The following is a 24,262-nucleotide window of genomic DNA, read 5'->3' as shown; positions in this document are numbered from 1 at the left end:
CAAAGGCGCGAGGCGCGGGCCCGGCACACATGGTAGGCTCCACCTGATGGACAAGCCTTCCGAGCCTCCCTTCGAGCTGCCGCATGATTCCCTCCGGGAGGCGCCGCGCCCGGCCTTGCTGGCGCGGGCGTATGGCGCCGGGCGCCGGCTGGCGCGCGGGCTGGTGGATGTCGCGCTGCCGCCGGCCTGCATGGCCTGCCGCACGGCGGTGAACGAGCCGGGCTGCCTGTGCGCGGGTTGCTGGAGCCGGATGGGCTTCATCGAGCGGCCCTTCTGCGACCGGCTCGGGACGCCGCTGCCGCATGACGCGGGCGAGGGCGCGCCGCTCTCGCCGGCGGCGCTGGCCGATCCGCCGGCCTATGGCCGGGCACGCGCGGTGGCGGTGTTCGGCGATGTGGCGCGCGACCTGATCCACGCGCTGAAATATGCCGATCGGCTCGACGTCGCCGAGCCGATGGCGCGGATGATGGCGCGCGCCGGGGCGGACATCCTCGCGGAGGCCGACGCGCTGGTGCCGGTGCCGCTGCACGGGCTCCGGCTCTGGCGGCGGCGCTTCAACCAGTCGGCGGCGCTGGCCCGGTTCGTCGGGAAGCGGACGGGCGTGCCGCTGCGCACCGGCTGGCTGGAACGGCGGCGGGCGACCACGCCGCAGGTCGGGCTCGACCGGACGGCGCGGTTGCGGAATGTCGCCGGCGCCTTCGCCGTGCCGGAGGCGGCGCGGGCGGAGCTGCGGGGACGGCGCGTGGTGCTGGTGGACGACGTGTTCACCACCGGGGCGACCATCGACGCCTGCGTGAAGGCGCTCACCCGCGCGGGGGCGAAACGGGTGGACGTGCTGGTGTTCGCGCGGGTTGTTGACGGGCGGGGGGCGCCCATATCATAGGAGACCCCGGCGCCGGGGCCCGTCGAGCCTTGTGGCGGCCGGTTCGGAGAGGTCGGAAACGATGTCGCAGATCGAGATCTACACCACCTATACCTGCCCCTACTGCCATGCCGCCAAGGACCTGCTGGAGCGCAAGGGCGTCGAATTCTCCGAGATCAACGTGACCGGCGACCCCGTTGCCCGCTCGACCATGTCGAGCCGCGCCAACGGGCGCACCAGCGTGCCGCAGATCTTCATCGACGGCCGGCATATCGGAGGCTGCGACGACCTCTATGCGCTGGAGGAGGCCGGCGAGCTCGACACGCTGCTGAAGAGCTGAACGGACATTGCCGATGACCACCGCCGACACCGCCTCGCCGCACACGCCCGCGCTTCCCTCGGCTTCCGGCGCGCCGTTCCGCGCCGCGCTGGTGCAGATGCGCACCGCCAAGAGCGTCGATGCCAATGTCGAGACCGCGTCCGCCTTCATCCGCGAGGCGGCGGCGCAGGGGGCGACCTACATCCAGACGCCGGAAATGACCGGCACGATGGAGGAGAGCCGGCAGGCGCTGTTCGCCGTGCTGCACGCGGAGGAGACCGACCCGGCGCTGGCGGCGTTCCGCGCGCTGGCGGCGGAGTTGAAGGTGCATCTGCACATCGGCTCGCTGGCGGTGAAGGCGAGCGAGCACCGCGCCGCCAACCGCTCCTTCCTGCTGGCGCCGGACGGCTCCATCGCCGCGCGCTACGACAAGATCCACATGTTCGACGTCGACCTGCCAAACGGCGACGTCTACCGCGAATCGGCCGCCTACCGGCCGGGCGAGCTCGCCGTGGCGGCGGACCTGCCGTCGATCCGGCTGGGCTTCGCCATCTGCTACGACCTGCGCTTCCCGGCGCTGTTCCGCGCGCTCGCCGAGGCGGGGGCGGGGATGATCGCCGTGCCGGCGGCCTTCACCCAGTCGACCGGCGAGGCGCACTGGCACGTGCTTCTGCGCGCCCGGGCGATCGAGACCGGCTGCTTCGTGCTGGCGGCGGCACAGGGCGGCACGCATGAGAACGGCCGCAAGACCTTCGGCCACAGCCTGATCATCGATCCGTGGGGCGGCATCCTCGCCGAGGGCGGCACCGAGCCCGGCGTGATTACCGCCGAGATCGATCCGGCGAAGGTGGCGGCGGTGCGCGCGCGCATTCCCTCGCTGACCAACGGGCGGCGCTTCGAGATGGTGACGCCGGGCGAGGAGGGGCGGCTGCATCTGGTCTCCCCGGGAGGCGCGCCATGATCCTCTATCGCCTGCACTGCCCGAAGGACCACGAATTCGAGAGCTGGTTCCGCGATTCCGCCGCCTATGACGCGCAGCGGGGGCGGGGGCTGGTGACCTGCCCGGTCTGTGGCTCGCCGGATGTCGACAAGGCGATCATGGCTCCGGCGCTGGGGCGCGGCGCCCGCAAGGACGCGGTGGAGGTGGCCGAAGCGCCGCCGCCCGCCGCCGCGCCACAGCCGGTGGCGCTGATGTCCGACAAGGAGCAGCAGGTCCGCGCCATGCTGCGCGCCGTGCGCGAGCATGTGGAGGCCAATTCCGACTATGTGGGCGACGAGTTCGCCAGCCTCGCCCGCCGGATGCACGAGGGCGAGGAGGAAAAGCGCGCCATTCGCGGCGAGGCCAGCCCCGACGAGGTGCGGGCGCTGATCGAGGACGAGATCGAGGTGCTGCCGCTGCCGGTGCTGCCGGACGAGCGAAACTGAAGCGGAGGGGGACGAGGATGCGCGCCGGTCTCCCCTTCGCCGTTGCGGCCGCCCTCGGCCTGCTCGCGATGCCGGCCTTGTCGGAAGGCCGCTACATCTTCGATGTGGTGAAGCAGCCGCCGTTCGGCGCGGCGTGGAACCGGCTCGTCGAGCCGCTGACGAAGTCCCAGCCCTGGATGATCGACGCGCGGGGCGTCGCCGGACCGTCCGTGACCATCAATGTCGACGGGCAGAGCTTCGAGGTGTTCTCGCTGTGCAAGCCGCACGACTGTGCGGACAACCAGATGCAGGTTCTATTTTCCGACGGCGGCCAGAAGGCCCACGGAGCGTTCCGCACCCGGGACGGCGTCCGGATGCTGGGACATGTCAGCACCACGCAGGGCAAGGCGCTGCTTCAGGCCTTCGACTGATCCTCAGCCGCCGCCCGGCGCGGGCGCCGCGATGGCCTTTTCGATCTCCGGCAGCAGGCGTTCCTTCAGGCCCTGAGCGTCGATGGGGCCGATGAACTTGTAGGCGATGCGCCCGTCCTTGCCGACGACGAAGGTCTCCGGCACGCCGTAGACGCCCCAGTCGATGGCGGTGCGCCCGTTCGCGTCCACCCCCACCGCCGCATAGGGATTGCCGAAGCGCCCGAGGAAGCGGCGGGCATTGCCGGCGTCGTCCTTGTAGTTGAGGCCGACGAGCCGGAAGCCCGGCATTTTCGAAAGCTCCACGAGATAGGGGTGCTCGTCGCGGCAGGGCACGCACCAGGAGGCGAAGACGTTCAGCACGGTGACGCCGCCCTTGAGGTCGGCCGAGGTGAGGCCGGCGACCGGCTGGCCCTCGCGCGCCAGCCCTTCCAGCGGCGGCAGGTCGAGCGCCGGGGCGGGGCGGCCGATCAGCGCCGAGGGCACGCGGGAGGGATCGCCGGTGAACAGCCGCCCGTAGAACAGCGCCGCCAGCGCCAGGAAGGCGATCAGCGGCAGCAGGACGAGCAGCCGGCGGCGGCCGGGGCTGGAAGGAGCCGTCTCGCTCATGCGCTCTCGCTCACCCGTTCTCTCGGCTGGCGGAGCGGCGGCGCACGCCGCGCGCTTCCAGTTCGTCGAGGCGCCGGCGCACGGTGCGCCCGTCCAGCACGATCCACAGCGCCAGCGCGCCGAGGACGAGGGCGCTCACGCCGTAGCAGGCGAGGATGAAGAAGCCGTGCTCGCCGAACATTCAGGGGGCCTCACGCATAGGCTGCTTCGGCGGCGGCGCGCGCTTCCAGCACGCGCAGGCGACGGCGGAAGATCTCGGTGCGCATCGCCGCCATGTGCAGGGCCAGCATGAGCAAAGTGAAGCCGATCGCGCAGACCAGCAGCGGCCAGAGCAGGCTGGAATGGATGGTCGGCCCGTCCATGCGGAACACCGAGGCGGGCTGGTGCAGCGTGTTCCACCAGTCGACCGAGAACTTCACGATCGGCACGTTGACGAAACCGACGAGGCTGAGCACGGCGGCGGCGCGGCCGGCCTGGTTCGGATCCTCGATGGCCGAGCGCAGCGCCAGCAGGCCGAGATAGAGCAGCAGCAGCACCAGCATGGAGGTGAGGCGCGCGTCCCAGACCCAGTAGGTGCCCCACATGGGCCGGCCCCACAGCGAGCCGGTGACGAGGCACAGGAAGGCGAACACGGCCCCGATGGGGGCCATGGCCTTGTGCGCGACATCGGCGAGGGGATGGCGCCAGACGAGGATGCCGAGGGCCGACAGCGCCATCATCGAATAGCCGAACATGGCGAGCCAGGCGAAGGGCACGTGGATGTACATGATCCGCACCGTCTCGCCCTGCTGGTAGTCGGCGGGCGCGCGGAAGGCGAGGAAGAAGCCGAAGGCCAGCGTCGCCAGCGCGAGGCCCGCCAGCCATGGCAGAACGCGCCCGGAGAGGGCGAGAAAACGGGTGGGGTTGGCAAGATCCATCAGCGCCATGGCGCGGTTCTAATCTGCCCCGGTCGCAGCGGCAACATGGGTGGCCTGCGGCACAACGCGGATGTGAAGCCACAGGAAGGACAAAACTCCGCTATTCAAGCGGGTGAAGTCGAAAGAGGGATTCGAGCGTCCATGCCCGCATTGCCGCGTACCATGCCCGCCGCGCGCCCCGCGCTTGCCGTCGTCCTGCTCGTCCAGATCGCCGGCGCCCTGCCGGCGGCGGCGCGCTCGCCGGACCAGCAGATGCTGCTGCTGGAGCCTTCCGAGCGGATCGAGCAGCGCTGCAACGCCCGCGCCATGGGCGAGGTGGGGCGCGGCAACAAGGGCATGAAGCCGGACGAACTGGTCGCCTATGCCTATCGCGATCCCGTCATCAAGGGCGCGAAGATCAAGGTTCCGGGGGGCGCCATCCGCAGCGGCAGCACCTGGTACCACATCGCCTATGAGTGCGAGACGGCCAATGACGGGCTGGAGGTGACGGCCTTCTCCTACAAGCTCGGCGCGGCGATCCCGACCTCGGAATGGTCGGCGCATTATCTCGTCGCGCCGTAGGCACTTCGGCGTCACGCCTTTGGGGCGGGGTCATGGCCGGGCTCGACCCGGCCATCCACGTCTTCGGCACCCTCCAGTGCGCCCGGCCCACGTCGTGGATCCCCGGGTCAAGTCCCGGGGATGACAGTGTACCGAGTGGGGGGGGGCTTCGGACGGAACGGCGGCGCGGGTGACGCTCCCTACCAGGAGCGGAGCGCGCGCAGGGTCGGCGTCTTCTTGTCGAGGTGATCGGACATGCGCCCGAGCAGCCGGTCGAGCAGCTCGACCGCCTCACGCACCGCCGGGCCCTTGTTGAGCATGACGCATTCGGCGCGGGCGGCCATGGCGGCGTCGGTCATCTCGCCGCGCGAGGGGATGCCGTCGCGCACGAGGTCCTCCAGCACCTGCGTCGCCCAGATCGCCGGCACGGCGGCGGCCTCGCAGATCCACAGCAGTTCCTCCTGCATCTCGGCGAGGCGCTCGAAGCCGATCTCGGCGGCGAGGTCGCCGCGCGCGATCATCACGCTGAAGGGTCCGCGGCGGGCGGCGCGGGCGATGAGGTCCGGCAGGTTCTTCACCGCCTCGGGGCGCTCGATCTTGGCCATGAGGCCGAGCGGGCGCTCGCGCGCGGCGCCGTGGCGGGCGATAGCGTCGTCGAGAAGGTCGAGGTCCTCGGGCCGGCTGACGAAGGAATAGCCGATGAGGTCGGCGCATTCGATGACGGTGGCGAGGTCCGCGTCGTCCTTGGCGGTGAGCGGGGAGAGGCCGAGCGCGGTGTCGGGCAGGTTGATGCCCTTCTCCGACTTGAGCTTGGTGCCGTCCGGGCGGGTGTGGAGGATGCGCAGGATCGCCTCGCCCTCGCGCACGCTCTCGACCACCGCCTCGACCTTGCCGTCGTCGTAGCGGATGCGGTGGCCGACGGCGAGGCGGGTGACGATCTCGGGCAGCGAGACGGCGGCGCTGAAGGGCGCGGCCTCGTCGACATGCGGCTCGCCATCGGCGACGAGGCGCAGCGTGTCGCCCGGCAGCAGCCGCCCGGCGGGCTTGCCCTTGCGCATCGGCAGCACGGCGCCGGTGCGGATCTTCGGGCCGGCAATGTCCATCAGCACGGCGATGGGGCGGCCGACCGCCTCGCCCGCCGCGCGCACGTGCTGCGTCATGGCGCGCCAGGCGCCGGCGTCGTCATGGGCGCAGTTGATGCGGGCGATGTCCATGCCGCTCTTCGCCAGCGCCAGGATGAAGTCGACGTCGCCGGCGGCCTCGCTGGGCAGCGTGACCATGATGCGGGTGTAGCGCCCCTCCGGCTCCGGGCCGAGGTTGGCGGCGGTGGCGGCGTCGAGCCGTTCCTCGCCGGCGAAGAAGGCGTCCTGCTCCGGCGCCGGGAAGGGCAGGGGGCGGCCGGAGAGGGCCGCCAGCGCGGCGATCACCGCGTCGAGCGTGGGCAGCACGCGGCTCTCCAGCCGGCCGAGCGAGGACAGGCCGCGCCACATGAGCTGGCGCTGCAGCGGTCGCAATTCGTGGCGGCGCAGGGCCAGATAGTGGGCGAGATTGTCGAGCGCGGCGTCCTCGCAGCCAGCCTCGCGAGTGAAGCGCGCCCGGATCGGGGCGGCCTCCTCGACGATGGCGCTGCGCAGGGAGAGAAGGGTCTCGAACAGCGCGTGGTCGTCGCTGCTGGCCGGCGGGTGAGGGATAGCCTTCGACGTGTTCATTGCCCGGTTTCCTCGTTACGCTGACGGAGGCTAGGGCGGCGCTGTTACGCCGCTGTGACCTTCGCCGGCGGGACGAAAGGCGCGTAAAACTTGACTTTGCGGTGGGCGGCGCTTACTAGCGGCGCATCCTCGCATATCTCGCGAGCCGACCCACCGCCCGGGCCATGAGCCCGGAGGTCAACGCCCGACAGCGCGATGCGCCCTCGGGCGCCAAACGGCTTTGCGGGTACATCCGTGCGAGAAGGGAGCCGAGCGAACGCATGTTCGATTCATTGACCGACCGCCTTGGCGGCATACTCGACCGGCTTAAGCGACGCGGCGCCCTCACCGAGGCCGACGTGAACGAGGCCATGCGCGAGGTGCGCCGGGCGCTGATCGAGGCCGACGTCGCCCTCGACGTAGTGCGCTCCTTCACCGACCGGGTGCGCACGCGCGCCGTCGGCGCGGAGGTCATCAAGTCGGTCACGCCCGGCCAGATGGTGGTGAAGATCGTCAATGACGAACTCGTCGCCATGCTCGGCTCGGACGCCAAGCCGATCGACCTCGAGGCCGCGCCCCCGGTTCCGGTGCTGATGGTCGGCCTGCAGGGCTCGGGCAAGACCACCTCCACTGCCAAGATCGCCAAGCGCCTCACCGACCGGTCGAACCGCAAGGTGCTGATGGCCTCGCTCGATACCCGCCGTCCGGCGGCGATGGAGCAGCTGGCCACGCTCGGCAAGCAGGTGGGGGTGGAGACGCTGCCCATCGTCGCCGGGCAGTCCGCGGTCCAGATCGCGCGGCGCGCCATGGAAGCCGCCCGGCTCGGCGGCTACGACGTGGTGATGCTCGACACCGCCGGCCGCGTCACGCTCGACGAGGCGCTGATGGCCGAGGTCGCCGAGGTGAAGGCGGCGACGCGCCCGCACGAGGTGCTGCTCGTCGCCGACAGCCTCACCGGCCAGGACGCGGTGAACACCGCCAAGGCCTTCGACGAGCGCGTCGGCCTGACCGGCATCGTGCTGACCCGCGCCGATGGCGACGGGCGCGGCGGCGCCGCGCTTTCCATGCGCGCCGTCACCGGCAAGCCGATCAAGCTGCTCGGCACCGGCGAGAAGATGGACGCGCTGGAGGATTTCGATCCCCGCCGCGTCGCCGGACGCATCCTCGGTATGGGCGACGTGGTGTCGCTGGTCGAGAAGGCGGTCGAGAACATCGATGCCGAGAAGGCGATGGCCGCCGCCGAGCGTATGCGCAAGGGGCAGTTCGATCTCGACGACCTGCGCATGCAGCTCGACCAGATGGAGAAGCTCGGCGGCCTCGGCGGGCTGATGGGCATGCTCCCCGGCGTCGGCAAGATGAAGAACCAGCTCGCCGCCTCCGGCATGAATGACGGCGTGCTCAAGCGCCAGAAGGCGATCATCGACTCGATGACGAAGAAGGAGCGGCGCAATCCCAAGCTGCTCGACGGCTCGCGCCGCAAGCGCATCGCGAGCGGCTCCGGCACCAAGGTCGAGGACGTCAACCGGCTGATGAAGATGCACCGCCAGATGGCCGACATGATGAAGGCCATGGGCGCTTCCGCCGGCGGCAAGCGCGGCCCGATGGCCGGTCTCGCCAGCATGTTTGGCCTCGGCGGTGGCGGGATGGGCGGCATGCCTTCGCCCGAGCAGCTCAAGCAGATGGCCGAGAAGATGCCGGGCGGGCTCGGCGGCGGCGGTCTGCCCCCGAACTTCCCCGGCAACATGCCCGGAGGTTTCCCCGGTAATTTGCCGGGCGGCCTGACGGGACTGGGAAACAAGCCGGGCGGGCTTCCGGGCCTGCCGGGTTTCCCGCCGAAGAAGAAATGACGGCCCGATGAAACCTCACGCCGTCACGGCCGGGCTTGGCCCGGCCATCCACGACTGCCTCGGCGCACTGCCGCCGCGCGCAAGACGTGGATCCCCGGGCCAAGCCCGGGGATGACGGAAGGAACTAGACGACCACACATAAGTACCTGAAAGGAAGACCTGAATGTCCCTCAAGATCCGTCTCGCCCGTGGTGGCGCCAAGAAGCGTCCCTACTACCGCATCGTCGTCGCCGACTCGCGCTCCCCGCGCGATGGCCGCTTCATCGAGAAGATCGGCACCTTCGATCCGCTGAAGGCCAAGGACGCCGCCGACCGCTTCGTCCTCGACGTCGAGAAGGCCAAGGCCTGGCTCGCCAAGGGCGCCCAGCCGACCGACCGCGTCGCCCGCTTCCTCGACAGCCTCGAGCTGGTGAAGCGCGCCCCGCGCAACAACCCGGAGAAGGCCGTGCCCGGCAAGAAGGCCCAGGAGCGCGCCGCCGCTGCCGCCAAGGCGGCCGAGGCCGAGGCTGCCCCGGCCGAGGCCGCTGCGCCGACCGAGTGAGGCTGAGGCCCTTCGCGGCTGGCCGGCGTCGATCTCCACTCCACCTCTCCCCGTCGGGGAGAGGTCGGCCCACAGGGCCGGGTGAGGGTGGTTCTTCGTTTGGCGCCCGCGCGAGGCCCCTCACCCCAGCCCTCTCCCTGACGGGGAGAGGGCGTGCGTTCCACGCCGGCACCTGCGGCGGAGTCTTGCGCTGGGTTCCGGCGCTGCGCTCCGCCTGCGGCGTCGCTAGACGCGCGGACCATCATCGTTTCCCGGACAAGCTGTGCGCAGCACAGCGCTGATCCGGGATCCGGGGGCGACACGCGCTTTGAGGCGCACCGCCCCCTCTCTCTCTGTGAGAACTGAATGTCGAACGACCGCATCCTCCTCGCCCGCATCGGCGCGCCGCATGGCGTGAGGGGGGACGTGCGGCTGTTCGTCTTCGCCGACGATCCCGACTCGCTCAAACGCTACAAGCCGCTGACCGACGAGACGGGCAAGCGCGTGTTCAAGGTGAAGACGCTGCGGCCGGCGAAGGACCATTTCGTCGCCCGGATCGAGGGCGTCGACACGCGCGAGGCGGCCGAGGCGCTGACGAATACTGGCCTTTATGTCACCCGCGACCTCCTGCCCGAGCCGGAGGACGAGGACGATTTCTACCACGCCGACCTGATCGGCCTTGCCGCCGTGACCACCGAGGGCGCGGCCTTCGGCACGGTCGTGGCGGTGCATGATTTCGGCGCCGGGGACATCATCGAGGTGGCGCCCGAGGACGGCGGCAAAGGGGGCGCAAAGACGCTGATGCTGCCCTTCACCAGAGCGGTGGTGCCGACCGTCGACATCAAGGGCGGGCGTATCGTGGTCGATCCGGCGGAATGGGCGCGCGAGGAAGCCCCGCCGCCGGAAGCCGACCGGGGCTAGGAGCGCGGCTCATGTGGCGCGCCTCCGTTCTCACCATCTTCCCGGACATGTTCCCCGGTCCGCTCGGCCTGTCGCTCGCCGGCCGGGCGCTGGGGCAGGCGTGGAACGTCGAGACCGTCGATCCCCGCGACCACGCAACCGACCGGCATCGCTCGGTCGACGACACGCCGGCGGGCGGCGGGCCGGGCATGGTGATGCGCGTCGACGTGCTGGCCCGCGCCATCGATGCGGCGGCGCCGGAAGGCGACACCCGCCCGCGCCTCCTGATGACCCCGCGCGGTGCGCCGCTGACGCAGAAGCGCGTGCGCGAGCTGGCGGCGGGCGAGGGAGTGCTCATCGTCTGCGGGCGCTTCGAGGGCGTGGACGACCGGCTGGTGGCGGCGCGCGGGCTGGAGGAGGTCTCGGTCGGCGACGTCGTGCTCTCCGGCGGCGAGATCGGCGCGCTGGTGCTGCTCGACGCCTGCGTGCGGCTGCTGCCGGGCGTGATGGGGCATCCCGAATCCGGCACCGAGGAGAGCTTTTCCGCCGGGTTGCTGGAGTATCCGCAATATACCCGCCCGCAGGAGTTCGAGGGACGGGAGATCCCGGCCGTCCTCACCGGCGGCGACCACGCCAAGGTAGCGCGCTGGCGCCGCGAGCAGGCGGAGGCGGCCACGAAGGCCCGCCGGCCGGACCTCTGGGCCGCCTATGTCGGCCTGCATGACGGTTCTGCGACGAAGGGGGAATGACAAGCGGCGCGACTTCGCGTATACGGCGCGCCGTCACTTGAACTGACAACAGCAAGATGCGGACGGCGCTGGCCGCTCCGCCTGAGGTGATAACATGGTCGATATCATTAAAGAGCTCGATGCCGAGCAGGCTGCCAAGCTCGCCGAAATCCGCGCGATCCCCGATTTCCAGCCGGGCGATACCGTCATCGTCAACGTGAAGGTGAAGGAAGGCGAGCGCTCCCGCGTTCAGGCCTATGAAGGCGTGGTGATCGCCCGCAACGGCGGCGGCATCAACGAGAGCTTCACCGTTCGCAAGATTTCCTACGGCGAAGGTGTCGAGCGCGTGTTCCCGCTCTACTCGCCGAACATCGACAGCCTGAAGGTTGTCCGTCGCGGCAAGGTGCGCCGCGCCAAGCTCTATTACCTGCGCGACCGTCGCGGCAAGTCGGCCCGTATCGCCGAGCGCCAGGACAAGAACGCCGGCAAGGGCAAGAAGGACGCCCCCGTCGCCGCTGAGTGATCGGCAGCGCAGGCTTCACGGATGCAAGGCCGGGGTTCTCCCCGGCCTTTCTGCTTTTGGGAATGCCTTTTCGCGGATGAGCCGCGCCCGGCGTCAGCAATCCTTGATGTGGTGCACGCGGGTGTTGGTCTGCTGCTCGACCAGCAGCGTGCCGTCGCCGAGCATGGCGGCCTGCATCACCGTGGCGAAGTCGGGCTTGCGCAGCGGACAGGTGATGAGCTGGGCGTGCTGGACCGGAGCGGCCGTCTCGTGCGGCGTCACCTCGACGCGATTGCCCGCCTCCACCACGGCCAGCCAGCCGAGGCCGGCGACGATCAGGGCAATGTCGGTCACGCGCATCGATCGCTCCATTTGCGCGTGTAGCCTAACGCAGCGTTTTCCATTACGCCATAGCAAGATGACGCAGCGGAAAACGTGAATTGTCGCAGTTGGTGGGTCAGATATTACTTTGTAATACATTATTCCAGCGAGGGCGCGACGTGATGGCTCACGCGCTCGTGCGGCGGGTGCCGGGACGCGGTGGCCGCGGGCGATTGTTCGCCGGGCCGAGACTTGCTAGAAGGGTTCCATGATGAAGGCGGGAACCATGAGGACGGTTCGTCGTGGCGCGGCAGCACCTGTCGCGCCTGATGTCGCGCGTCCGGAGGCCCGCGTGCGCCTGCCGACGACGATCGGCTTCGCCGCCGTGCCGGACCATGTCCGCCTGCCGGCGCGCTTCTTCGGCCGTTTCACCGCCTGCGCGGTCGCAGGGCTTAGCTGAGCGCCGCCCGGAGCCTCCCCGCTCCCGGCCGCGCATCGCGAACCCCTGTTTTCCTTTCCTGATCAGTGAGACGCCAGAATGAGCACGTCCGCTCCCCGTACCCTGTACGACAAGATTTTCGACGACCACATCATCGACCGGCAGGAGGACGGCACCTGCCTGCTCTACATCGACCGCCATCTGGTGCATGAGGTGACGAGCCCGCAGGCCTTCGAGGGCCTGCGCGTGGCCGGCCGCAAGGTGCATGCGCCGACGAAGACGCTCGCCGTGGTCGACCACAACGTGCCGACCTCCGACCGCCGCTTCGGCATCGACGACCCCGAGAGCCGCACGCAGGTGGAGACGCTGGCCGAGAACGCCCGCGACTTCGGCATCGAGTACTTCAACGAGCTCGACAAGCGGCAGGGCATCGTCCACGTCATCGGCCCGGAGCAGGGCTTCACCCTGCCGGGCACGACCATCGTGTGCGGCGACAGCCACACCTCGACGCACGGCGCCTTCGGCGCGCTCGCCCACGGTATCGGCACCTCGGAGGTGGAGCACGTGCTCGCCACCCAGACGCTGATCCAGAAGAAGAGCAAGAACATGCGCGTCAGCGTCGACGGGAAGCTGCCCGAAGGCGTGACCGCCAAGGACGTGACGCTCGCCATCATCGGCGCCACCGGCACCGCCGGGGGCACTGGCTACGTCATCGAATATGCCGGCGAGGTGTTTCGCAACCTGACGATGGAAGGCCGCATGACGGTCTGCAACATGTCCATCGAGGGCGGCGCGCGCGCCGGCATGGTGGCGCCGGACGAGACCACCTTCGCCTATGTGAAGGACCGCCCGCGCGCGCCGAAGGGCGCGGCATGGGACGCGGCGCTGCGCTACTGGGACACGCTGCGCACAGACGAGGGCGCGTTCTTCGACAAGGAGATCCGCCTCGACGGCGCCTCGCTGCCGCCGATCGTCTCCTGGGGCACGAGCCCGGAGGACGTGATCTCGGTCGAGGGGCTGGTGCCCGATCCCGAGCTGATCGAGGACGAGGCCAAGCGCGAGGCCAAGAAGCGGGCGCTCGCCTATATGGGCCTCGTCGCCGGCACGAGGATCACCGACATCGCCATCGACAAGGTGTTCATCGGCTCCTGCACCAATGCCCGCATCGAGGACCTGCGCGCGGCGGCGAAGATCGTCGCCGGCCACACGGTCCGCGAGGGCGTGTCCGGCATGATCGTGCCGGGTTCCGGGCTGGTGAAGCTGCAGGCCGAGGCCGAGGGGCTGGACGCGATCTTCAAGGCCGCCGGCTTCGACTGGCGCGAGCCGGGCTGCTCCATGTGCCTCGCCATGAACGCCGACAAGCTCGGTCCGGAGGAGCGCTGCGCCTCCACCTCGAACCGCAACTTCGAGGGGCGGCAGGGCTACAAGGGCCGCACGCATCTCGTCTCCCCCGCCATGGCGGCGGCGGCGGCCATCGCCGGTCGCTTCGTCGACGTGCGCAAGTGGCCGCACGCGGCATGAGGCGCTGACGACCGGCGCGCCGGCCCCTCCGGCGGGCTGGCGTCCGGCGCAGCCACCGGAGGTGATCCCCGTGCCCTCGCCGCATTCCCCCTTCACCGACCCGCCGGAGGACGACCCGATGGAGGTCTGGGGCCGGCGCATCGGGCGCGGGCTTGCCGTTGCGGTGGCGCTGGTGCTCGTCTGGTACCTGTTCGCGACCTATCTCAGGTGAGGCGATGAGCGGCGAAACCGATGCGTCCTGGCTCCGGCGGAGCGCCCCCAGCCTCGCGCAGATGGAGGTGATGGCGGAGGAGGCCTATGCCCGGCTGCCGGAGGAATTCCGCGCCCTGTGCGGCAACCTCGTCATCCGGGTCGAGGATTTCCCCACCGACGAGGTGCAGGAGGAGATGGAGACGGAGAGCCCGTTCGACCTGCTCGGCCTGTTCCAGGGCATCGGGTTGGCGCAGGGCTACGAGACCGTGACCGGCGTGCTGCCGAACATGATCTTTCTCTACCGCCGCCCGATCCTCGACTACTGGGCGGAGCACGAGGACACGCTGGGCGATATCGTGACCCACGTGCTGGTGCACGAGATCGGGCATCATTTCGGCCTGTCCGACGAGGACATGGAGCGGATCGAGGAAGAAGCGGGCTAGGCGGGTTCCCGCTGCGGGATATGAAGGTTTCGGGCGCTGGCGGCGTCCTGGAGATGGATGGAAGAGATGGACAAGTTCACCACGCTGACGGGCGTCGCCGCGCCGCTGCACCTGGTCAATGTCGACACCGACATGATCATTCCCAAGCAGTATCTGAAGACGATCAAGCGCACCGGCCTCGGCAAGGGCCTGTTCTCGGAGCTGCGCTACAAGGAGGACGGCTCGGACAATCCCGACTTCGTGCTCAACAAGCCGGCCTACAAGGGCGCCCCGATCCTCGTCGCGGGCGACAATTTCGGCTGCGGATCGAGCCGCGAGCACGCGCCCTGGGCGCTGCTCGACTTCGGCATTCGCTGCGTGATCTCCACGTCCTTCGCCGACATCTTCTACAATAACTGCTTCAAGAACGGCATCCTGCCGATCAAGGTGACGCCGGAACAGCTCGCCGCGCTGTTCGACGACGCCGAGCGCGGCGCCAATGCGAGGCTCACCGTCGATCTGGAGAGCCAGACCATCACCGGCCCGGACGGCGGCAGCATCAGCTTCGAGATCGACCCGTTCCGCAAGCACTGCCTGCTCAACGGGCTGGACGACATCGGTCTCACCCAGGAGAAGGCGGACGCGATCAAGTCCTTCGAATCGAAGCTCGCCGAAGAACGCCCCTGGGCATGAGCGGGCGCCGACGGATTTCCTCCGGCTCCGATTTCGAGGCGGAGGCCGGCTATTCGCGCGCGGTGGTCGACGGCAACGACATCTTCGTTTCCGGCACCACCGGCTACGACTACGAGGCCATGGTGCTGCCCGACGATCTGGTCGAGCAGACCCATGCCTGCTTCCGCAACATCTCCGCCGCGCTGGCGCAGGCCGATGCCAGCCTCGATGACGTGGTGCGGGTGCGCTACATCGTGGCCCGCGCCGAATATGCCGAGGTGGTGTTCCCGATCTTCGGCCGCTACTTCGCCGCCGCGCGGCCGGCCGCGACGCTGATCGTCGCCGGCCTGCTGCAGCCGGAGATGAAGATCGAGATCGAGGTGACGGCCCGCCGCCGGGGCTAGCGGCCGCCGCGCCGCGCATTTTGCGCTTTACAGCGTCCCGTTCCCGGGATGGAATCGTTCAAAACGAGAATATGCCGGGAGACGCTCCTCATGTGCCACATCTTCGCGGGCCAGGCGCCCGAGACCTATGAGAGCCAGACGCGCTCGGTGCGGATCGGCGGCCATTCGACCTCGATCCGCCTGGAAGCCGCCTTCTGGACCGTTCTCGAGGAGGTCGCTGCCCATCAGGGCATGAGCCTGGGCAAGTTCGTCACCAAGCTGCACGACGAGGTGCTCAACCTGCATGGCGAGGTGCGCAACTTCGCCTCGCTGCTGCGCTGCTCCTGCCTGATCTACCTCGCCGAGGTCCGCCCGGCCGGCACGGCGCCTGCGGTCGCCCGCGAGCGCTATCTGTGCGAGAGCTCCCGCCTGCATCTGGAAGCGGCGGAGTAGGCTGCGCACGCCTTGCCTTGGCTCCTCCGGGGTGCCGAATTGAGTGCGTCATGGCCGGGCTTGTCCCGGCCATCCACGTTTGGGGACGTGCGGTTCAAGACATGGATTCCCGGGGCCGGGCCCGGGGATGACGGCGGGGCAAGCAGAGACGGCCGGATAAAGATCGGCTCGACGAGAGGGGCGGTCGAGGCGCGCCCGTTCCCGCGCTTCCGCCGGGACCTAAAGCACATCCGGGTGATGTGCTAGCTGCCTACCACCTACCGTTCGCCAAGCGGCCTAGCATCCTCGTTATCGGCGGGATTCCCGCCATGACGAGGTTCAAGGCCGGAGGAACAGGTGGCGAAGGCCATACATTCGATGATCCGCGTGCTCGACGAGGCGCGCTCGGTTGATTTCTACAAGCGCGCCTTCGGGCTGGACGTTGCGCAGCGGCTGCCGTTCGACGGCTTCACGCTGGTCTATCTGCGCAACCCCGAGGCCGATTTCGAGGTCGAACTCACCGTCAATCACGGCCGGACCGAGCCCTATGCGCTGGGCGACGGCTACGGGCACATCGCCTTCGTGGTGGACGATCTCGACGCGGAGCATGCGCGCTTCACCGATGCGGGCCTCAATCCGAATCCCGTCAAGGAATTCTTCCACGACGGCGCGCTGCTCGCGAAGTTCTTCTTCGTAACCGATCCTGACGGCTACAAGATCGAGGTCCTGCAGAAGCACGGGCGCTATCGATGACGTGACCAGCAGGCGCGTAGACTTAAAAACAACATAAAAATACCCCGGGAGGTAACGATGACAACACTGATCGACAGGCGCGGTCCGTCACGCCGCGCCCTGCTCGCCGGCATTGGAGCGGCCGGCGCACTCATGGTGAGCGGCGCCGCCGTGCTCAACCCGCGCGAGGCATGGGGGCTGGAAGTCTCGGCCCTCAAGCCCGAGACCATGCGCACGCTGATCGTCATGGCGCGCGACGTCTACCCACACGACCGCATCCCCGACCGCTTCTACGCCGTCGCCATGAAGCCCTACGAGGCCGATGCGGCGAAGGACCCGGCGCTGAAGGCGCTGGTGGAGGAGGGGGTCATCACCCTCGATACGCTCGCCAAGGCCCGCTACGGCGTGCCCTACGCCGATGTCGGCTGGGAGGACCAGCGCGTCGCGCTGCTGCGCGAGATCGAGGGCGGGGCCTTCTTCGAGAAGGTGCGCTCGGGCCTGGTGGTGGGCCTCTACAACCAGGAGGATGTCTGGCCGATCTTCGGCTACGAGGGCTCCTCGGCCGACAAGGGCGGTTACATCGACCGCGGCTTCGACGACATCGCCTGGCTGTGAGGGGAGGACGGAAACATGGCTGCACCCTTCGATCTCAATGACGATTCCGTCGTCGTCATCGTCGGCTCGGGCGCCGGCGGCGGCACGCTCGGCACGGACCTCGCGCTCAAGGGCGTGAAGGTGGTGATGCTGGAAGCCGGCGCGCGCCACAACATGGAAGACTTCGTCAACAACGAGTGGGAAAGCTTCGCCCAGCTCGCCTGGACCGACATGCGCACGACGTCGGGTTCCTGGCGCGTGCACAAGAACTTTCCCAACCTGCCGGCCTGGATCGTCAAGTCGGTCGGCGGCTCCTCCGTGCACTGGGCCGGCGCCTCGCTGCGCTTCCAGGAGCACGAGTTCAAGACCCGCACCACCTATGGCGACCTCGACGGCGCCAACCTGCTGGACTGGCCGATCACCCTGAAGGAGCTGGAGCCCTATTACGCCCGCGCCGAGGACCGCATGGGCGTGACCCGGACCAACGGCATTCCGGGGTTGCCGGGCAACAACAACTTCAAGGTGTTCGAAGCCGGGGCCAAGAAGATCGGCTACAAGGAGGTCTCGACCGGGCGCATGGCGATCAACAGCGAGGCGCGCAACGACCGTGGCTCCTGCCAGCAGATCGGCTTCTGTTTCCAGGGCTGCAAGTCCGGCGCCAAATGGTCGACGCTGATCGCCGAGATCCCGCGCGGCGAGGAGACCGGCAATCTCGAGGTGCGGCCGCAATGCATGGTGGTCAAGATCGAGCATGACGCCTCCGGCAAGGCGAGCGGCGTCGTCTATGTCGACAAGGACGGCAAGATGCAGCGCCAGAAGGCGCGCATCGTCGCGGTCGCCGGCAACTCCATCGAGAGCCCGCGCCTCCTGCTGAACTCCGCCAGCAACATGTTCCCGGACGGCCTCGCCAACTCCTCCGGCCAGGTGGGCCGCAACTACATGCGCCACATGACCGGCTCGGTGTACGGCGTGTTCGAGAAGCCGGTGCACATGTATCGCGGCACCACCATGGCCGGCATCGTCCGCGACGAGGCGGGCTTCGACACCAAGCGCGGCTTCGTCGGCGGCTATGAGATGGAGACGCTGTCGCTCGGCGTGCCCTTCATGGCCGCCTTCCTCGATCCCGGCGGCTGGGGACGCTCCTTCACCTCGGCGATGGACGGCTACGTCAACATGGCCGGCATGTGGCTGGTGGGCGAGGACATGGCGCAGGAGACCAACCGCGTCACCCTCAACACCGAGGTCAAGGACAAGCACGGCATGCCGGTGGCCAACGTGCATTTCGACGATCACCCCAACGACGTCGCCATGCGCAACCACGCCTATGCGCAGGGCGCGGCGATCTACGAGGCGGTGGGCGCGACGCGGACCCTGCCGACGCCGCCCTATCCCTCCACGCACAATCTCGGCACCAACCGGATGAGCGAGAAGCCGCGCGACGGCGTGGTGAACAAGCATGGGCAGACGCACGACATTCCCAACCTGTTCGTCTCCGACGGCAGCCAGTTCACCAGCGGCGGCGCGGAGAACCCGACGCTGACCATCGTGGCGCTGGCCATCCGTCAGGCGGAGTTCATCGCCGCCGAGATGGGCAAGGGGACGATCTGACGGTCCTTCCGGCTTTCTCCCCGTGGGGAGAGAGAAGCGCCCTGCCGCTCCCTCCCGCCGCCGGCCTCGCGTGCCGGCGGCTTTTCTTTGCCGCCGGCTCTCCCGGGCCCGGCGCCGCCTGAAGGCTTGCCAGCCCGCGCGCCAGCCTTTAGGGACACGCTCGCCGGGCCGGAGGCTCGGCAAAGACGCTTTTCGAACAGGCGCACGCGAGGAATCCCATGGCCACCCACAAGCTTCTCCTCCTTCCCGGCGACGGCATCGGCACCGAAGTGATGGCCGAGGTGAAGCGGGTGGTCGATTGGCTCGACCGGCGCGGCCTCGCTTCCTTCGCCATCGAGGAGGACCTCGTCGGCGGCGCGGCCTATGATTCCTGCGGCCAGCCGATCTCCGAGGAGGCGATGGCCAAGGCGTTCGCCGCCGACGCCATCCTGCTCGGCGCGGTGGGCGGCCCGAAATGGGCCAACGTGCCCTATGAGGCGCGCCCGGAAGCCGGCCTGCTGCGCCTGCGCAAGGACCTGCAGCTCTTCGCCAATCTGCGCCCCGCCGTGTGCTATCCGGCGCTCGCCGACGCCTCCAGCCTGAAGCGTGAGCTGGTCGAGGGGCTCGACGTGCTGATCGTGCGCGAGCTGACCGGCGGCGTCTATTTCGGCGAGCCGAAGACCATCACCAATCTGCTCGACGGGCAGAAGCGCGCCGTCGACACGCAGGTCTATGAATCCTACGAGATCGAGCGCATCGCCCGTGTCGCCTTCGAACTCGCCCGCACCCGCCGTAACAAGGTGGTCTCCACCGAGAAGCACAACGTCATGAAGACCGGCGTGCTGTGGAAGGAGGTCGTGAGCACCGTCCACGGCGCTGACTACGCGGACGTGACGCTGGAGCACCAGCTCGCCGATTCCTGCGGCATGCAGCTGGTGCGCGCGCCCAAGCAGTTCGACGTCATCGTCACCGACAATCTGTTCGGCGACATCCTGTCGGACGTGGCCGCCATGCTCACCGGCTCGCTGGGCATGCTGCCCTCCGCCTCGCTCGGCGCGGTGGAGGAGATTTCCGGCAAGCGCCGCGCGCTCTACGAGCCGGTGCATGGCGCGGCGCCGGACATTGCCGGCAAGGGCCTCGCCAACCCGATCGCCATGGTCGGCTCGCTCGCCATGGCGCTGCGCTATTCCTTCGGCCAGATCGAGGCGGCCGATCGCGTCGAGGCGGCGATCGCGGCGGTGCTGGCGGCGGGCTTCCGCACCAACGACATCTACTCGGAGGGCATGACGCGCGTCGGCACCTCCGGCATGGGCGACGCCCTGCTCGCGGAGCTGGAGCGGGCGGCCTGAGCGGGCGGCCTGCCAATCCCCCTGCGATGGATGTTATCCCGAGGTGCCCGGCGTTGCCGGGCCTCGAAGGATGCCCGTCCTGGCGTGCCGTAGCGACCATGCTTCGTGGCTCGCTGCGCGAGCACCTCAGGATGACGGCGCTTTCTGAACAAGCTTGGAGCGGGAGCTTCGGCCAAAAACAAAAGCCCGGCGCGAGCCGGGCTTTTTCATGCGGTGCGACGCTGAGCCGGAGAATCAGTAGCCCGGCAGCTCGAAGCGGCTCGGCAGCGGCCAGCGCGAGCCGGTGATGCCACCCTGACCGCCATACTGCGGATAGAAGGGCTGCGCGGCGTAGATGTAGTTCAGGTCGCGCGCGGTGCCGGGCTTCACCACCGGACCGGGATCCAGGAACGAACGCGGCGGCAGCTTGCGGATGATGATGCGGGTGCTCTCCTGCGCTTCGGCCGGAGCCGTGGCGATCATGGCAGTACCGGCGATCAGCGCGGCGAGGGCGAACAGGGCGACACGCATCTAAACCTCCCAGCGACGATCACGTCGCACGACGGTGCAGACGATTACGTCACGATAAGCATGCGCGCAACTTATCGTGCCGTCGAGATGAGGAAAGTCCTAATTCCGCCGTTCGGCGACGAAATGCGCTGCTTCCACAAGGAGTGTTGCAGCCTTGCCGAACCTCTCGAGCGCCGATTCGGCCTCGGCTACGAGACACGCGAGCTCTGCACGGGCGCCTTCCACCCCGAGCTTGCCGACCAATGTCGCCTTGCCGGCGGCGGCATCCTTGCCGACGGCCTTGCCGACGGTGCCGGCCTCGCCCTCGACGTCGAGCAGGTCGTCGGCGATCTGGAAGGCACGCCCGACGGCGCGGGCGTAGCGGTCGAGGCTCTCGCGCTCGTCCGGCGTCGCCCCGCCGAGCAGGGCGCCGGCCTCGCAGGCCTGGCGCAGCAGGGCGCCGGTCTTCATCGCCTGCAGGCGGATGATCTCATCAGCCGGCAGGTCCAGCGGAGCGCCGCCGCCGAAGCGGCCCTCGGCGGCGAGGTCCAGCATCTGGCCGCCGATCATGCCCGCCACGCCGGCGGCGCGCGCGAGGCTGGCGACGAGGGCGATGCGCACGCCGGCATCGGGGCCGGCCTCCTCGCGGGCGAGAATCTCGAAGGCGAGCGTGAGCAGCCCGTCGCCGGCAAGGATCGCGGTGGCCTCGTCATAGGCGCGGTGGACGGTCGGCTGGCCGCGCCGCAGGTCGTCGTCGTCCATGGCCGGCAGGTCGTCATGCACGAGCGAATAGCAGTGGATGCATTCGAGCGCCGCCGCCGCCGGCATCGCCCGGTTCGCCGGCACGCCGAAGAGGGCAGCGGTCTCGACGACGAGGAAGGGACGCAGCCGCTTGCCGCCGGCGAGGGTGGCGTGGCGCATGGCCGCGGCAAGGCGCTCGCCCGGCGCTCCGCTGGCCGCGATCGCTCCATCGATATAGGCGGCGACGGCCTCCGCGGTGCGGGCGAGGGCGTCGGGCAGCGGGAGGAGGGGGCGGGCGTCGGCGGCGGGCATGGCACGGACCTGGCGCGGAGCGTGGGAAGATGACGAGGCTTCCGTGCCCGAGGCGGCGGGCGGGGTCAAGCGAGGGGAAGCCCGCAGATGGGCGACCGCATGCCGCTCGGTCGACCCGCGCCGCACCGCCCGCTAATGTAGCCGGGTCGGGGGAGCGCGGGTTGTCGTCGGAATGGGCATAGTGTGGGGCTGGCTGTGGAAGGCGGCGCTGATCGTGGTGCTGGCGCCGTTCGCGCTCGGCCTTCTCTATAACGTCATTCCGGCGCCTTCGACGCTGATGCTGGCGCGCTGGGCGAGCAACCAGCCGGTGGTGCGCAACTGGGTGCCGCTGACCGCCATCTCGCCGAATCTCGTGCGCTCGGTGCTGGCCTCGGAGGATGCGCGCTTCTGCACCCATTCCGGCATCGACCTCGTCGAGCTGCAGGGGGTGATCGACGAATCGGACGGCCTGAGCGCGCCGCGCGGCGCCTCGACCATCACCATGCAGATCGTGAAGAACCTGTTCCTGTGGAACGGGCGCAGCGTCATCCGCAAGGGGCTGGAGCTGCCGCTGGCGCTCTATCTCAACGCGGTGATGCCGAAGCACCGGCAGCTGGAGATCTATCTCAACATCGCCGAGTGGGGGCCGACCGGGGAGTTCGGCGTGGAGGCCGGCGCGCGCCGGGCCTTCGGGCGCGGGGCGGGCGACCTGTCGCCGAGGCAGGCGGCGCTGCTCGCGGTGATGCTGCCCAATCCGCACAAGCGCGATGCCGCCAAGCCGGGGCGCGGGCTGAACCGGCTCGCCAGCAACCTGCAGGCCCGGCTGCCGCGCGAGGGGGCCGAGCTGACCTCCTGCCTCTGAAACCGGGCAGCGGGGCGCGTCAGCACGTTACGCAACAGAATTGCGTCAGCCCCTTTCGCTCGCGCGCATGAGTCTGTATAAGCCGCCACTCGAAATACGCACGATCCGGCGCCGGCCCCTCCGACTGGGCGTGAGCCATGCCGGTACAGGAGAAGACTATGGCCGTTCCGAAGAAGAAAACCAGCCCGTCGCGCCGCGGCATGCGCCGTTCCGCCGATGCCCTCGCCAAGCCGACCTATGTCGAGGACAAGGATTCCGGCGAGCTGCGCCGCCCGCACCACCTCGACCTGAAGACTGGCATGTACAAGGGCCGTCAGGTTCTCAAGGTGAAGGCCGAGGCCTGATCAGGCCCCGATGCGCGGCGGAAGCACTCCGCCGCCTGCAGGAGCCGGCCCACGGGCCGGCTTTTTTGCGTCTGCGCGCCGCTTCCGCCGGCGGGCTGTCATGTGCCGGTAACCGTAACGACGGTATCGGGTGGAGCGAGGTGCCGGCAGCGCTCCGGCCGCTTATCAGTGCGCGGGAATGATGCTACATCTCTCGCGTGTGAGACTGGGGATCCGTGGTGTTGCGTAACGCGAACGGTCGAGTGCGCCGGGCCACGACATGGCTCTTTCTGGCGGTTTTGGCGGGTCCGGTGCTCGCCGGTTGCGCCTCGCGTCCGGGGCCGGATGCGCTGGCCGCCGTGCAGGACGAGGCGCCCGACACGACGAAGCACGTCATCCTCGTGGCCTCCTCGCGGGCCCGCGACGAGCGCCCCGGCGTCTTCTTCAGCGGCGAGCGGACCTCGGCGCTGAACTTCGCGCGGGTCGAGATGACGGTGCCGCCGACGCACAAGGCGGGCATGGTCGAGTGGCCGAAGGCGCAGCCCAACCCGGCGACGGATATGGTGGTGCGCGAGGCGGTCTATCGCGACACGAAGCAGGAATTCACCCACGATCTGAAGGCCGAGCTGGCCCGGCGTCCGGCCGGCAAGCGGCAGGCCGTGATCTTCGTGCACGGCTACAACACGCTTTATTCCGAGGCGCTGTACCGCCTGACGCAGCTGGCGGAGGACTCGAAGTCGCCCGCCGTCCCGGTCCTGTTCACCTGGGCCTCGCGCGGCAATCTCAGCGACTACGTCTACGACAACAACAGCGCCACCGCGGCCCGCGACCGGCTGGAGGACACCATCCGCCTCGTCTTCGACAGCGGCGCGGACCAGGTGACCATTCTCGCCCACTCGATGGGGAACTGGGTGACGGTGGAGGCGCTGCGGCAGATCCAGATTTCCGGCAAGCGCCTGCCGTCCAGCAAGATCGGCAACATCATCCTCGCGGCGCCCGACATCGACGTCGACGTGTTCAAGACCCAGCTCAAGCGCTTCGGCAAGCCCGAGAAGCCGTTCCTGATCGTGGTGTCGCGGGACGACAAGGCGCTGGCCTTCTCCGACTTCATCGCCGGTGACAAGCCGCGGCTCGGCGCCTACACCAACGACAAGGAACTGGTGGAGCTCGGCGCGGTCGTTGTCGATATGAGCGACGTGAAGTCGCCCGACGAAATGAACCACAGCAAGTTCGCCCAGCTTGCCGAGTTGGCGCCGGAGCTGAACGGCATGATCGCCCATGCGCGGGGCAAGGGCACGGCCAACGCTGCCGTCGAGGTCGCCGGAGTTCATTTCTTCGGTCTCGACAGGCTGTTCCCCATCGGGCGCGGCAGCGCGCCGACCGCTGTCGCGTCTTCGCGGCGCGACGGGGCAGCGCCGGGGACCGCGGAAGCCGCCGCATCCGGACCGGCGGGTGAGGGCGCCGAACCGGCCGGGACTGCTGATGCGGCGACGCAACTCGTTCGAGCGGACGCCGCGGCTGCGCAATAAGCGCGCTTATGCCGATAGCGCTTTGGTTCGCTTGTGGATTTGCGTGGCCCTTAACGATTAAGTGGGTCCTTAGCCCATAAGCGTGACGATCATGCTGCGTTGCTGCAATATTCCGCCGA

Annotated in this window: 31 protein-coding genes; 24 read left to right on the top strand and 7 right to left on the bottom strand. The window is 69.1% G+C overall.

Features of this window, described 5'->3' with window-relative positions:
* Positions 1–46: 46 nt before the first annotated feature.
* The 5 genes from STARVERO_RS14160 (at position 47) to STARVERO_RS14140 (ending at position 3,016) form a co-directional block, all read left to right on the top strand.
* Complete coding sequence (locus STARVERO_RS14160; protein ID WP_159599559.1) at positions 47–883, top strand: ComF family protein; 837 nt, start codon at positions 47–49, stop codon at positions 881–883.
* 61 nt (positions 884–944) lie between these two features.
* A complete protein-coding gene (gene grxC / locus STARVERO_RS14155; protein WP_144344326.1) occupies positions 945–1,202 on the top strand; it encodes a glutaredoxin 3 in 258 nt (85 codons plus the stop codon).
* Between the two features lie 13 nt (positions 1,203–1,215).
* A complete protein-coding gene (locus STARVERO_RS14150) occupies positions 1,216–2,142 on the top strand; it encodes a carbon-nitrogen hydrolase family protein (RefSeq protein WP_159599557.1) in 927 nt (308 codons plus the stop codon).
* Positions 2,139–2,606 (top strand): DUF1178 family protein, encoded by a 468-nt coding sequence (locus tag STARVERO_RS14145; protein WP_159599555.1) that lies wholly within the window; start codon positions 2,139–2,141, stop codon positions 2,604–2,606. Before STARVERO_RS14150 ends, STARVERO_RS14145 begins: the two co-directional genes overlap by 4 nt.
* 17 nt (positions 2,607–2,623) lie before the next feature.
* The gene (locus STARVERO_RS14140; protein WP_159599553.1) at positions 2,624–3,016 is read left to right on the top strand and encodes an Ivy family c-type lysozyme inhibitor; all 393 of its coding nucleotides are present in this window, start codon (positions 2,624–2,626) and stop codon (positions 3,014–3,016) included.
* A gap of 3 nt (positions 3,017–3,019) precedes the next feature.
* Here the strand turns inward: STARVERO_RS14140 and STARVERO_RS14135 are convergent, their stop codons facing one another.
* Genes STARVERO_RS14135 through STARVERO_RS14125 form a run of 3 tightly spaced genes read right to left on the bottom strand, consistent with a single transcriptional unit; the run spans position 3,020 to position 4,548 of the window.
* A complete protein-coding gene (locus STARVERO_RS14135; protein ID WP_159599551.1) occupies positions 3,020–3,622 on the bottom strand; it encodes a DsbE family thiol:disulfide interchange protein in 603 nt (200 codons plus the stop codon).
* A gap of 10 nt (positions 3,623–3,632) precedes the next feature.
* Positions 3,633–3,803, bottom strand: coding sequence for a heme exporter protein CcmD (gene ccmD / locus STARVERO_RS14130; RefSeq protein WP_159599549.1), 171 nt, complete (start codon positions 3,801–3,803; stop codon positions 3,633–3,635).
* Between the two features lie 10 nt (positions 3,804–3,813).
* Positions 3,814–4,548: a heme ABC transporter permease gene (locus STARVERO_RS14125; RefSeq protein ID WP_159599547.1), complete on the bottom strand. Its 735-nt coding sequence runs from the start codon at positions 4,546–4,548 to the stop codon at positions 3,814–3,816.
* A gap of 132 nt (positions 4,549–4,680) precedes the next feature.
* Here STARVERO_RS14125 and STARVERO_RS14120 point away from each other — a divergent pair, with 132 nt between their 5' ends.
* Positions 4,681–5,100, top strand: coding sequence for a DUF930 domain-containing protein (locus tag STARVERO_RS14120; protein ID WP_244616768.1), 420 nt, complete (start codon positions 4,681–4,683; stop codon positions 5,098–5,100).
* Between the two features lie 179 nt (positions 5,101–5,279).
* Here STARVERO_RS14120 and STARVERO_RS14115 read toward each other — a convergent pair whose 3' ends face one another.
* Positions 5,280–6,788 carry a pyruvate kinase gene (locus tag STARVERO_RS14115; protein ID WP_159599545.1) on the bottom strand — a complete coding sequence of 503 codons (1,509 nt, stop codon included), beginning with the start codon at positions 6,786–6,788 and terminating at the stop codon, positions 5,280–5,282.
* Positions 6,789–7,048: 260 nt separating this feature from the next.
* Between STARVERO_RS14115 and ffh the strand changes: the two genes are divergently transcribed.
* The 5 genes from ffh (at position 7,049) to rplS (ending at position 11,285) form a co-directional block, all read left to right on the top strand.
* A complete protein-coding gene (ffh, locus tag STARVERO_RS14110; protein ID WP_159599543.1) occupies positions 7,049–8,614 on the top strand; it encodes a signal recognition particle protein in 1,566 nt (521 codons plus the stop codon).
* Positions 8,615–8,777: 163 nt separating this feature from the next.
* Positions 8,778–9,155: a 30S ribosomal protein S16 gene (gene rpsP / locus STARVERO_RS14105; protein WP_144344335.1), complete on the top strand. Its 378-nt coding sequence runs from the start codon at positions 8,778–8,780 to the stop codon at positions 9,153–9,155.
* A 345-nt stretch (positions 9,156–9,500) separates the two neighbouring features.
* Complete coding sequence (gene rimM, locus STARVERO_RS14100; RefSeq protein WP_159599541.1) at positions 9,501–10,055, top strand: ribosome maturation factor RimM; 555 nt, start codon at positions 9,501–9,503, stop codon at positions 10,053–10,055.
* Between the two features lie 11 nt (positions 10,056–10,066).
* Positions 10,067–10,783 carry a tRNA (guanosine(37)-N1)-methyltransferase TrmD gene (gene trmD / locus STARVERO_RS14095; RefSeq protein ID WP_159599539.1) on the top strand — a complete coding sequence of 239 codons (717 nt, stop codon included), beginning with the start codon at positions 10,067–10,069 and terminating at the stop codon, positions 10,781–10,783.
* 94 nt (positions 10,784–10,877) lie between these two features.
* Positions 10,878–11,285 (top strand): 50S ribosomal protein L19, encoded by a 408-nt coding sequence (gene rplS / locus STARVERO_RS14090; RefSeq protein WP_144344338.1) that lies wholly within the window; start codon positions 10,878–10,880, stop codon positions 11,283–11,285.
* A 93-nt stretch (positions 11,286–11,378) separates the two neighbouring features.
* On the opposite strand, the gene STARVERO_RS14085 is transcribed toward rplS, so the two are convergent.
* Positions 11,379–11,624, bottom strand: a complete 246-nt coding sequence (locus STARVERO_RS14085; protein WP_144344339.1) for a hypothetical protein — start codon at positions 11,622–11,624, stop codon at positions 11,379–11,381.
* 499 nt (positions 11,625–12,123) lie between these two features.
* Between STARVERO_RS14085 and leuC the strand changes: the two genes are divergently transcribed.
* The 10 genes from leuC to leuB all read left to right on the top strand — a co-directional run bounded on the left by leuC (position 12,124) and on the right by leuB (position 19,908).
* Positions 12,124–13,545: a 3-isopropylmalate dehydratase large subunit gene (gene leuC / locus STARVERO_RS14075; protein WP_144344341.1), complete on the top strand. Its 1,422-nt coding sequence runs from the start codon at positions 12,124–12,126 to the stop codon at positions 13,543–13,545.
* Between the two features lie 70 nt (positions 13,546–13,615).
* Positions 13,616–13,756 carry a hypothetical protein gene (locus STARVERO_RS14070; RefSeq protein WP_159599537.1) on the top strand — a complete coding sequence of 47 codons (141 nt, stop codon included), beginning with the start codon at positions 13,616–13,618 and terminating at the stop codon, positions 13,754–13,756.
* 4 nt (positions 13,757–13,760) lie between these two features.
* A complete protein-coding gene (locus STARVERO_RS14065) occupies positions 13,761–14,180 on the top strand; it encodes a metallopeptidase family protein (protein WP_159599535.1) in 420 nt (139 codons plus the stop codon).
* A 66-nt stretch (positions 14,181–14,246) separates the two neighbouring features.
* A complete protein-coding gene (leuD, locus tag STARVERO_RS14060; protein WP_144344343.1) occupies positions 14,247–14,852 on the top strand; it encodes a 3-isopropylmalate dehydratase small subunit in 606 nt (201 codons plus the stop codon).
* The gene (locus STARVERO_RS14055) at positions 14,849–15,235 is read left to right on the top strand and encodes a RidA family protein (RefSeq protein WP_144344344.1); all 387 of its coding nucleotides are present in this window, start codon (positions 14,849–14,851) and stop codon (positions 15,233–15,235) included. The genes leuD and STARVERO_RS14055 overlap by 4 nt, the downstream gene beginning before the upstream one ends.
* Positions 15,236–15,325: 90 nt before the next feature.
* On the top strand, positions 15,326–15,667 hold the full coding sequence (locus STARVERO_RS14050; protein ID WP_144344345.1) for a ribbon-helix-helix domain-containing protein: 342 nt from the start codon (positions 15,326–15,328) through the stop codon (positions 15,665–15,667).
* Positions 15,668–16,003: 336 nt separating this feature from the next.
* Entirely contained in the window at positions 16,004–16,399 is a 396-nt protein-coding gene (locus STARVERO_RS14045) for a VOC family protein (RefSeq protein ID WP_144344347.1), read from the top strand.
* Positions 16,400–16,456: 57 nt separating this feature from the next.
* Positions 16,457–16,993, top strand: a complete 537-nt coding sequence (locus STARVERO_RS14040) for a Twin-arginine translocation pathway signal (protein ID WP_159599533.1) — start codon at positions 16,457–16,459, stop codon at positions 16,991–16,993.
* A 15-nt stretch (positions 16,994–17,008) separates the two neighbouring features.
* On the top strand, positions 17,009–18,580 hold the full coding sequence (locus STARVERO_RS14035; RefSeq protein WP_144344349.1) for a GMC family oxidoreductase: 1,572 nt from the start codon (positions 17,009–17,011) through the stop codon (positions 18,578–18,580).
* Positions 18,581–18,798: 218 nt separating this feature from the next.
* On the top strand, positions 18,799–19,908 hold the full coding sequence (leuB, locus tag STARVERO_RS14030; RefSeq protein ID WP_144344350.1) for a 3-isopropylmalate dehydrogenase: 1,110 nt from the start codon (positions 18,799–18,801) through the stop codon (positions 19,906–19,908).
* Positions 19,909–20,142: 234 nt separating this feature from the next.
* Here the strand turns inward: leuB and STARVERO_RS14025 are convergent, their stop codons facing one another.
* Entirely contained in the window at positions 20,143–20,418 is a 276-nt protein-coding gene (locus STARVERO_RS14025; protein WP_144344351.1) for a hypothetical protein, read from the bottom strand.
* A gap of 99 nt (positions 20,419–20,517) precedes the next feature.
* Positions 20,518–21,450 (bottom strand): polyprenyl synthetase family protein, encoded by a 933-nt coding sequence (locus STARVERO_RS14020; protein ID WP_144344352.1) that lies wholly within the window; start codon positions 21,448–21,450, stop codon positions 20,518–20,520.
* 172 nt (positions 21,451–21,622) lie between these two features.
* Between STARVERO_RS14020 and STARVERO_RS14015 the strand changes: the two genes are divergently transcribed.
* The 3 genes from STARVERO_RS14015 to STARVERO_RS14005 all read left to right on the top strand — a co-directional run bounded on the left by STARVERO_RS14015 (position 21,623) and on the right by STARVERO_RS14005 (position 24,143).
* A complete protein-coding gene (locus STARVERO_RS14015) occupies positions 21,623–22,291 on the top strand; it encodes a transglycosylase domain-containing protein (protein WP_159599531.1) in 669 nt (222 codons plus the stop codon).
* Between the two features lie 158 nt (positions 22,292–22,449).
* A complete protein-coding gene (gene rpmF, locus STARVERO_RS14010) occupies positions 22,450–22,635 on the top strand; it encodes a 50S ribosomal protein L32 (protein WP_144344354.1) in 186 nt (61 codons plus the stop codon).
* 290 nt (positions 22,636–22,925) lie between these two features.
* On the top strand, positions 22,926–24,143 hold the full coding sequence (locus tag STARVERO_RS14005; protein WP_244616767.1) for an alpha/beta hydrolase: 1,218 nt from the start codon (positions 22,926–22,928) through the stop codon (positions 24,141–24,143).
* Positions 24,144–24,262: the final 119 nt, after the last annotated feature.

The sequence above is a fragment of the Starkeya nomas genome (assembly GCF_902703545.1).
Taxonomy (GTDB): Bacteria; Pseudomonadota; Alphaproteobacteria; order Rhizobiales; family Xanthobacteraceae; genus Ancylobacter; species Ancylobacter moscoviensis.
Note: the sequence above shows the minus strand (reverse complement) of the source record. Positions and strands in the feature narration are given on the sequence as shown.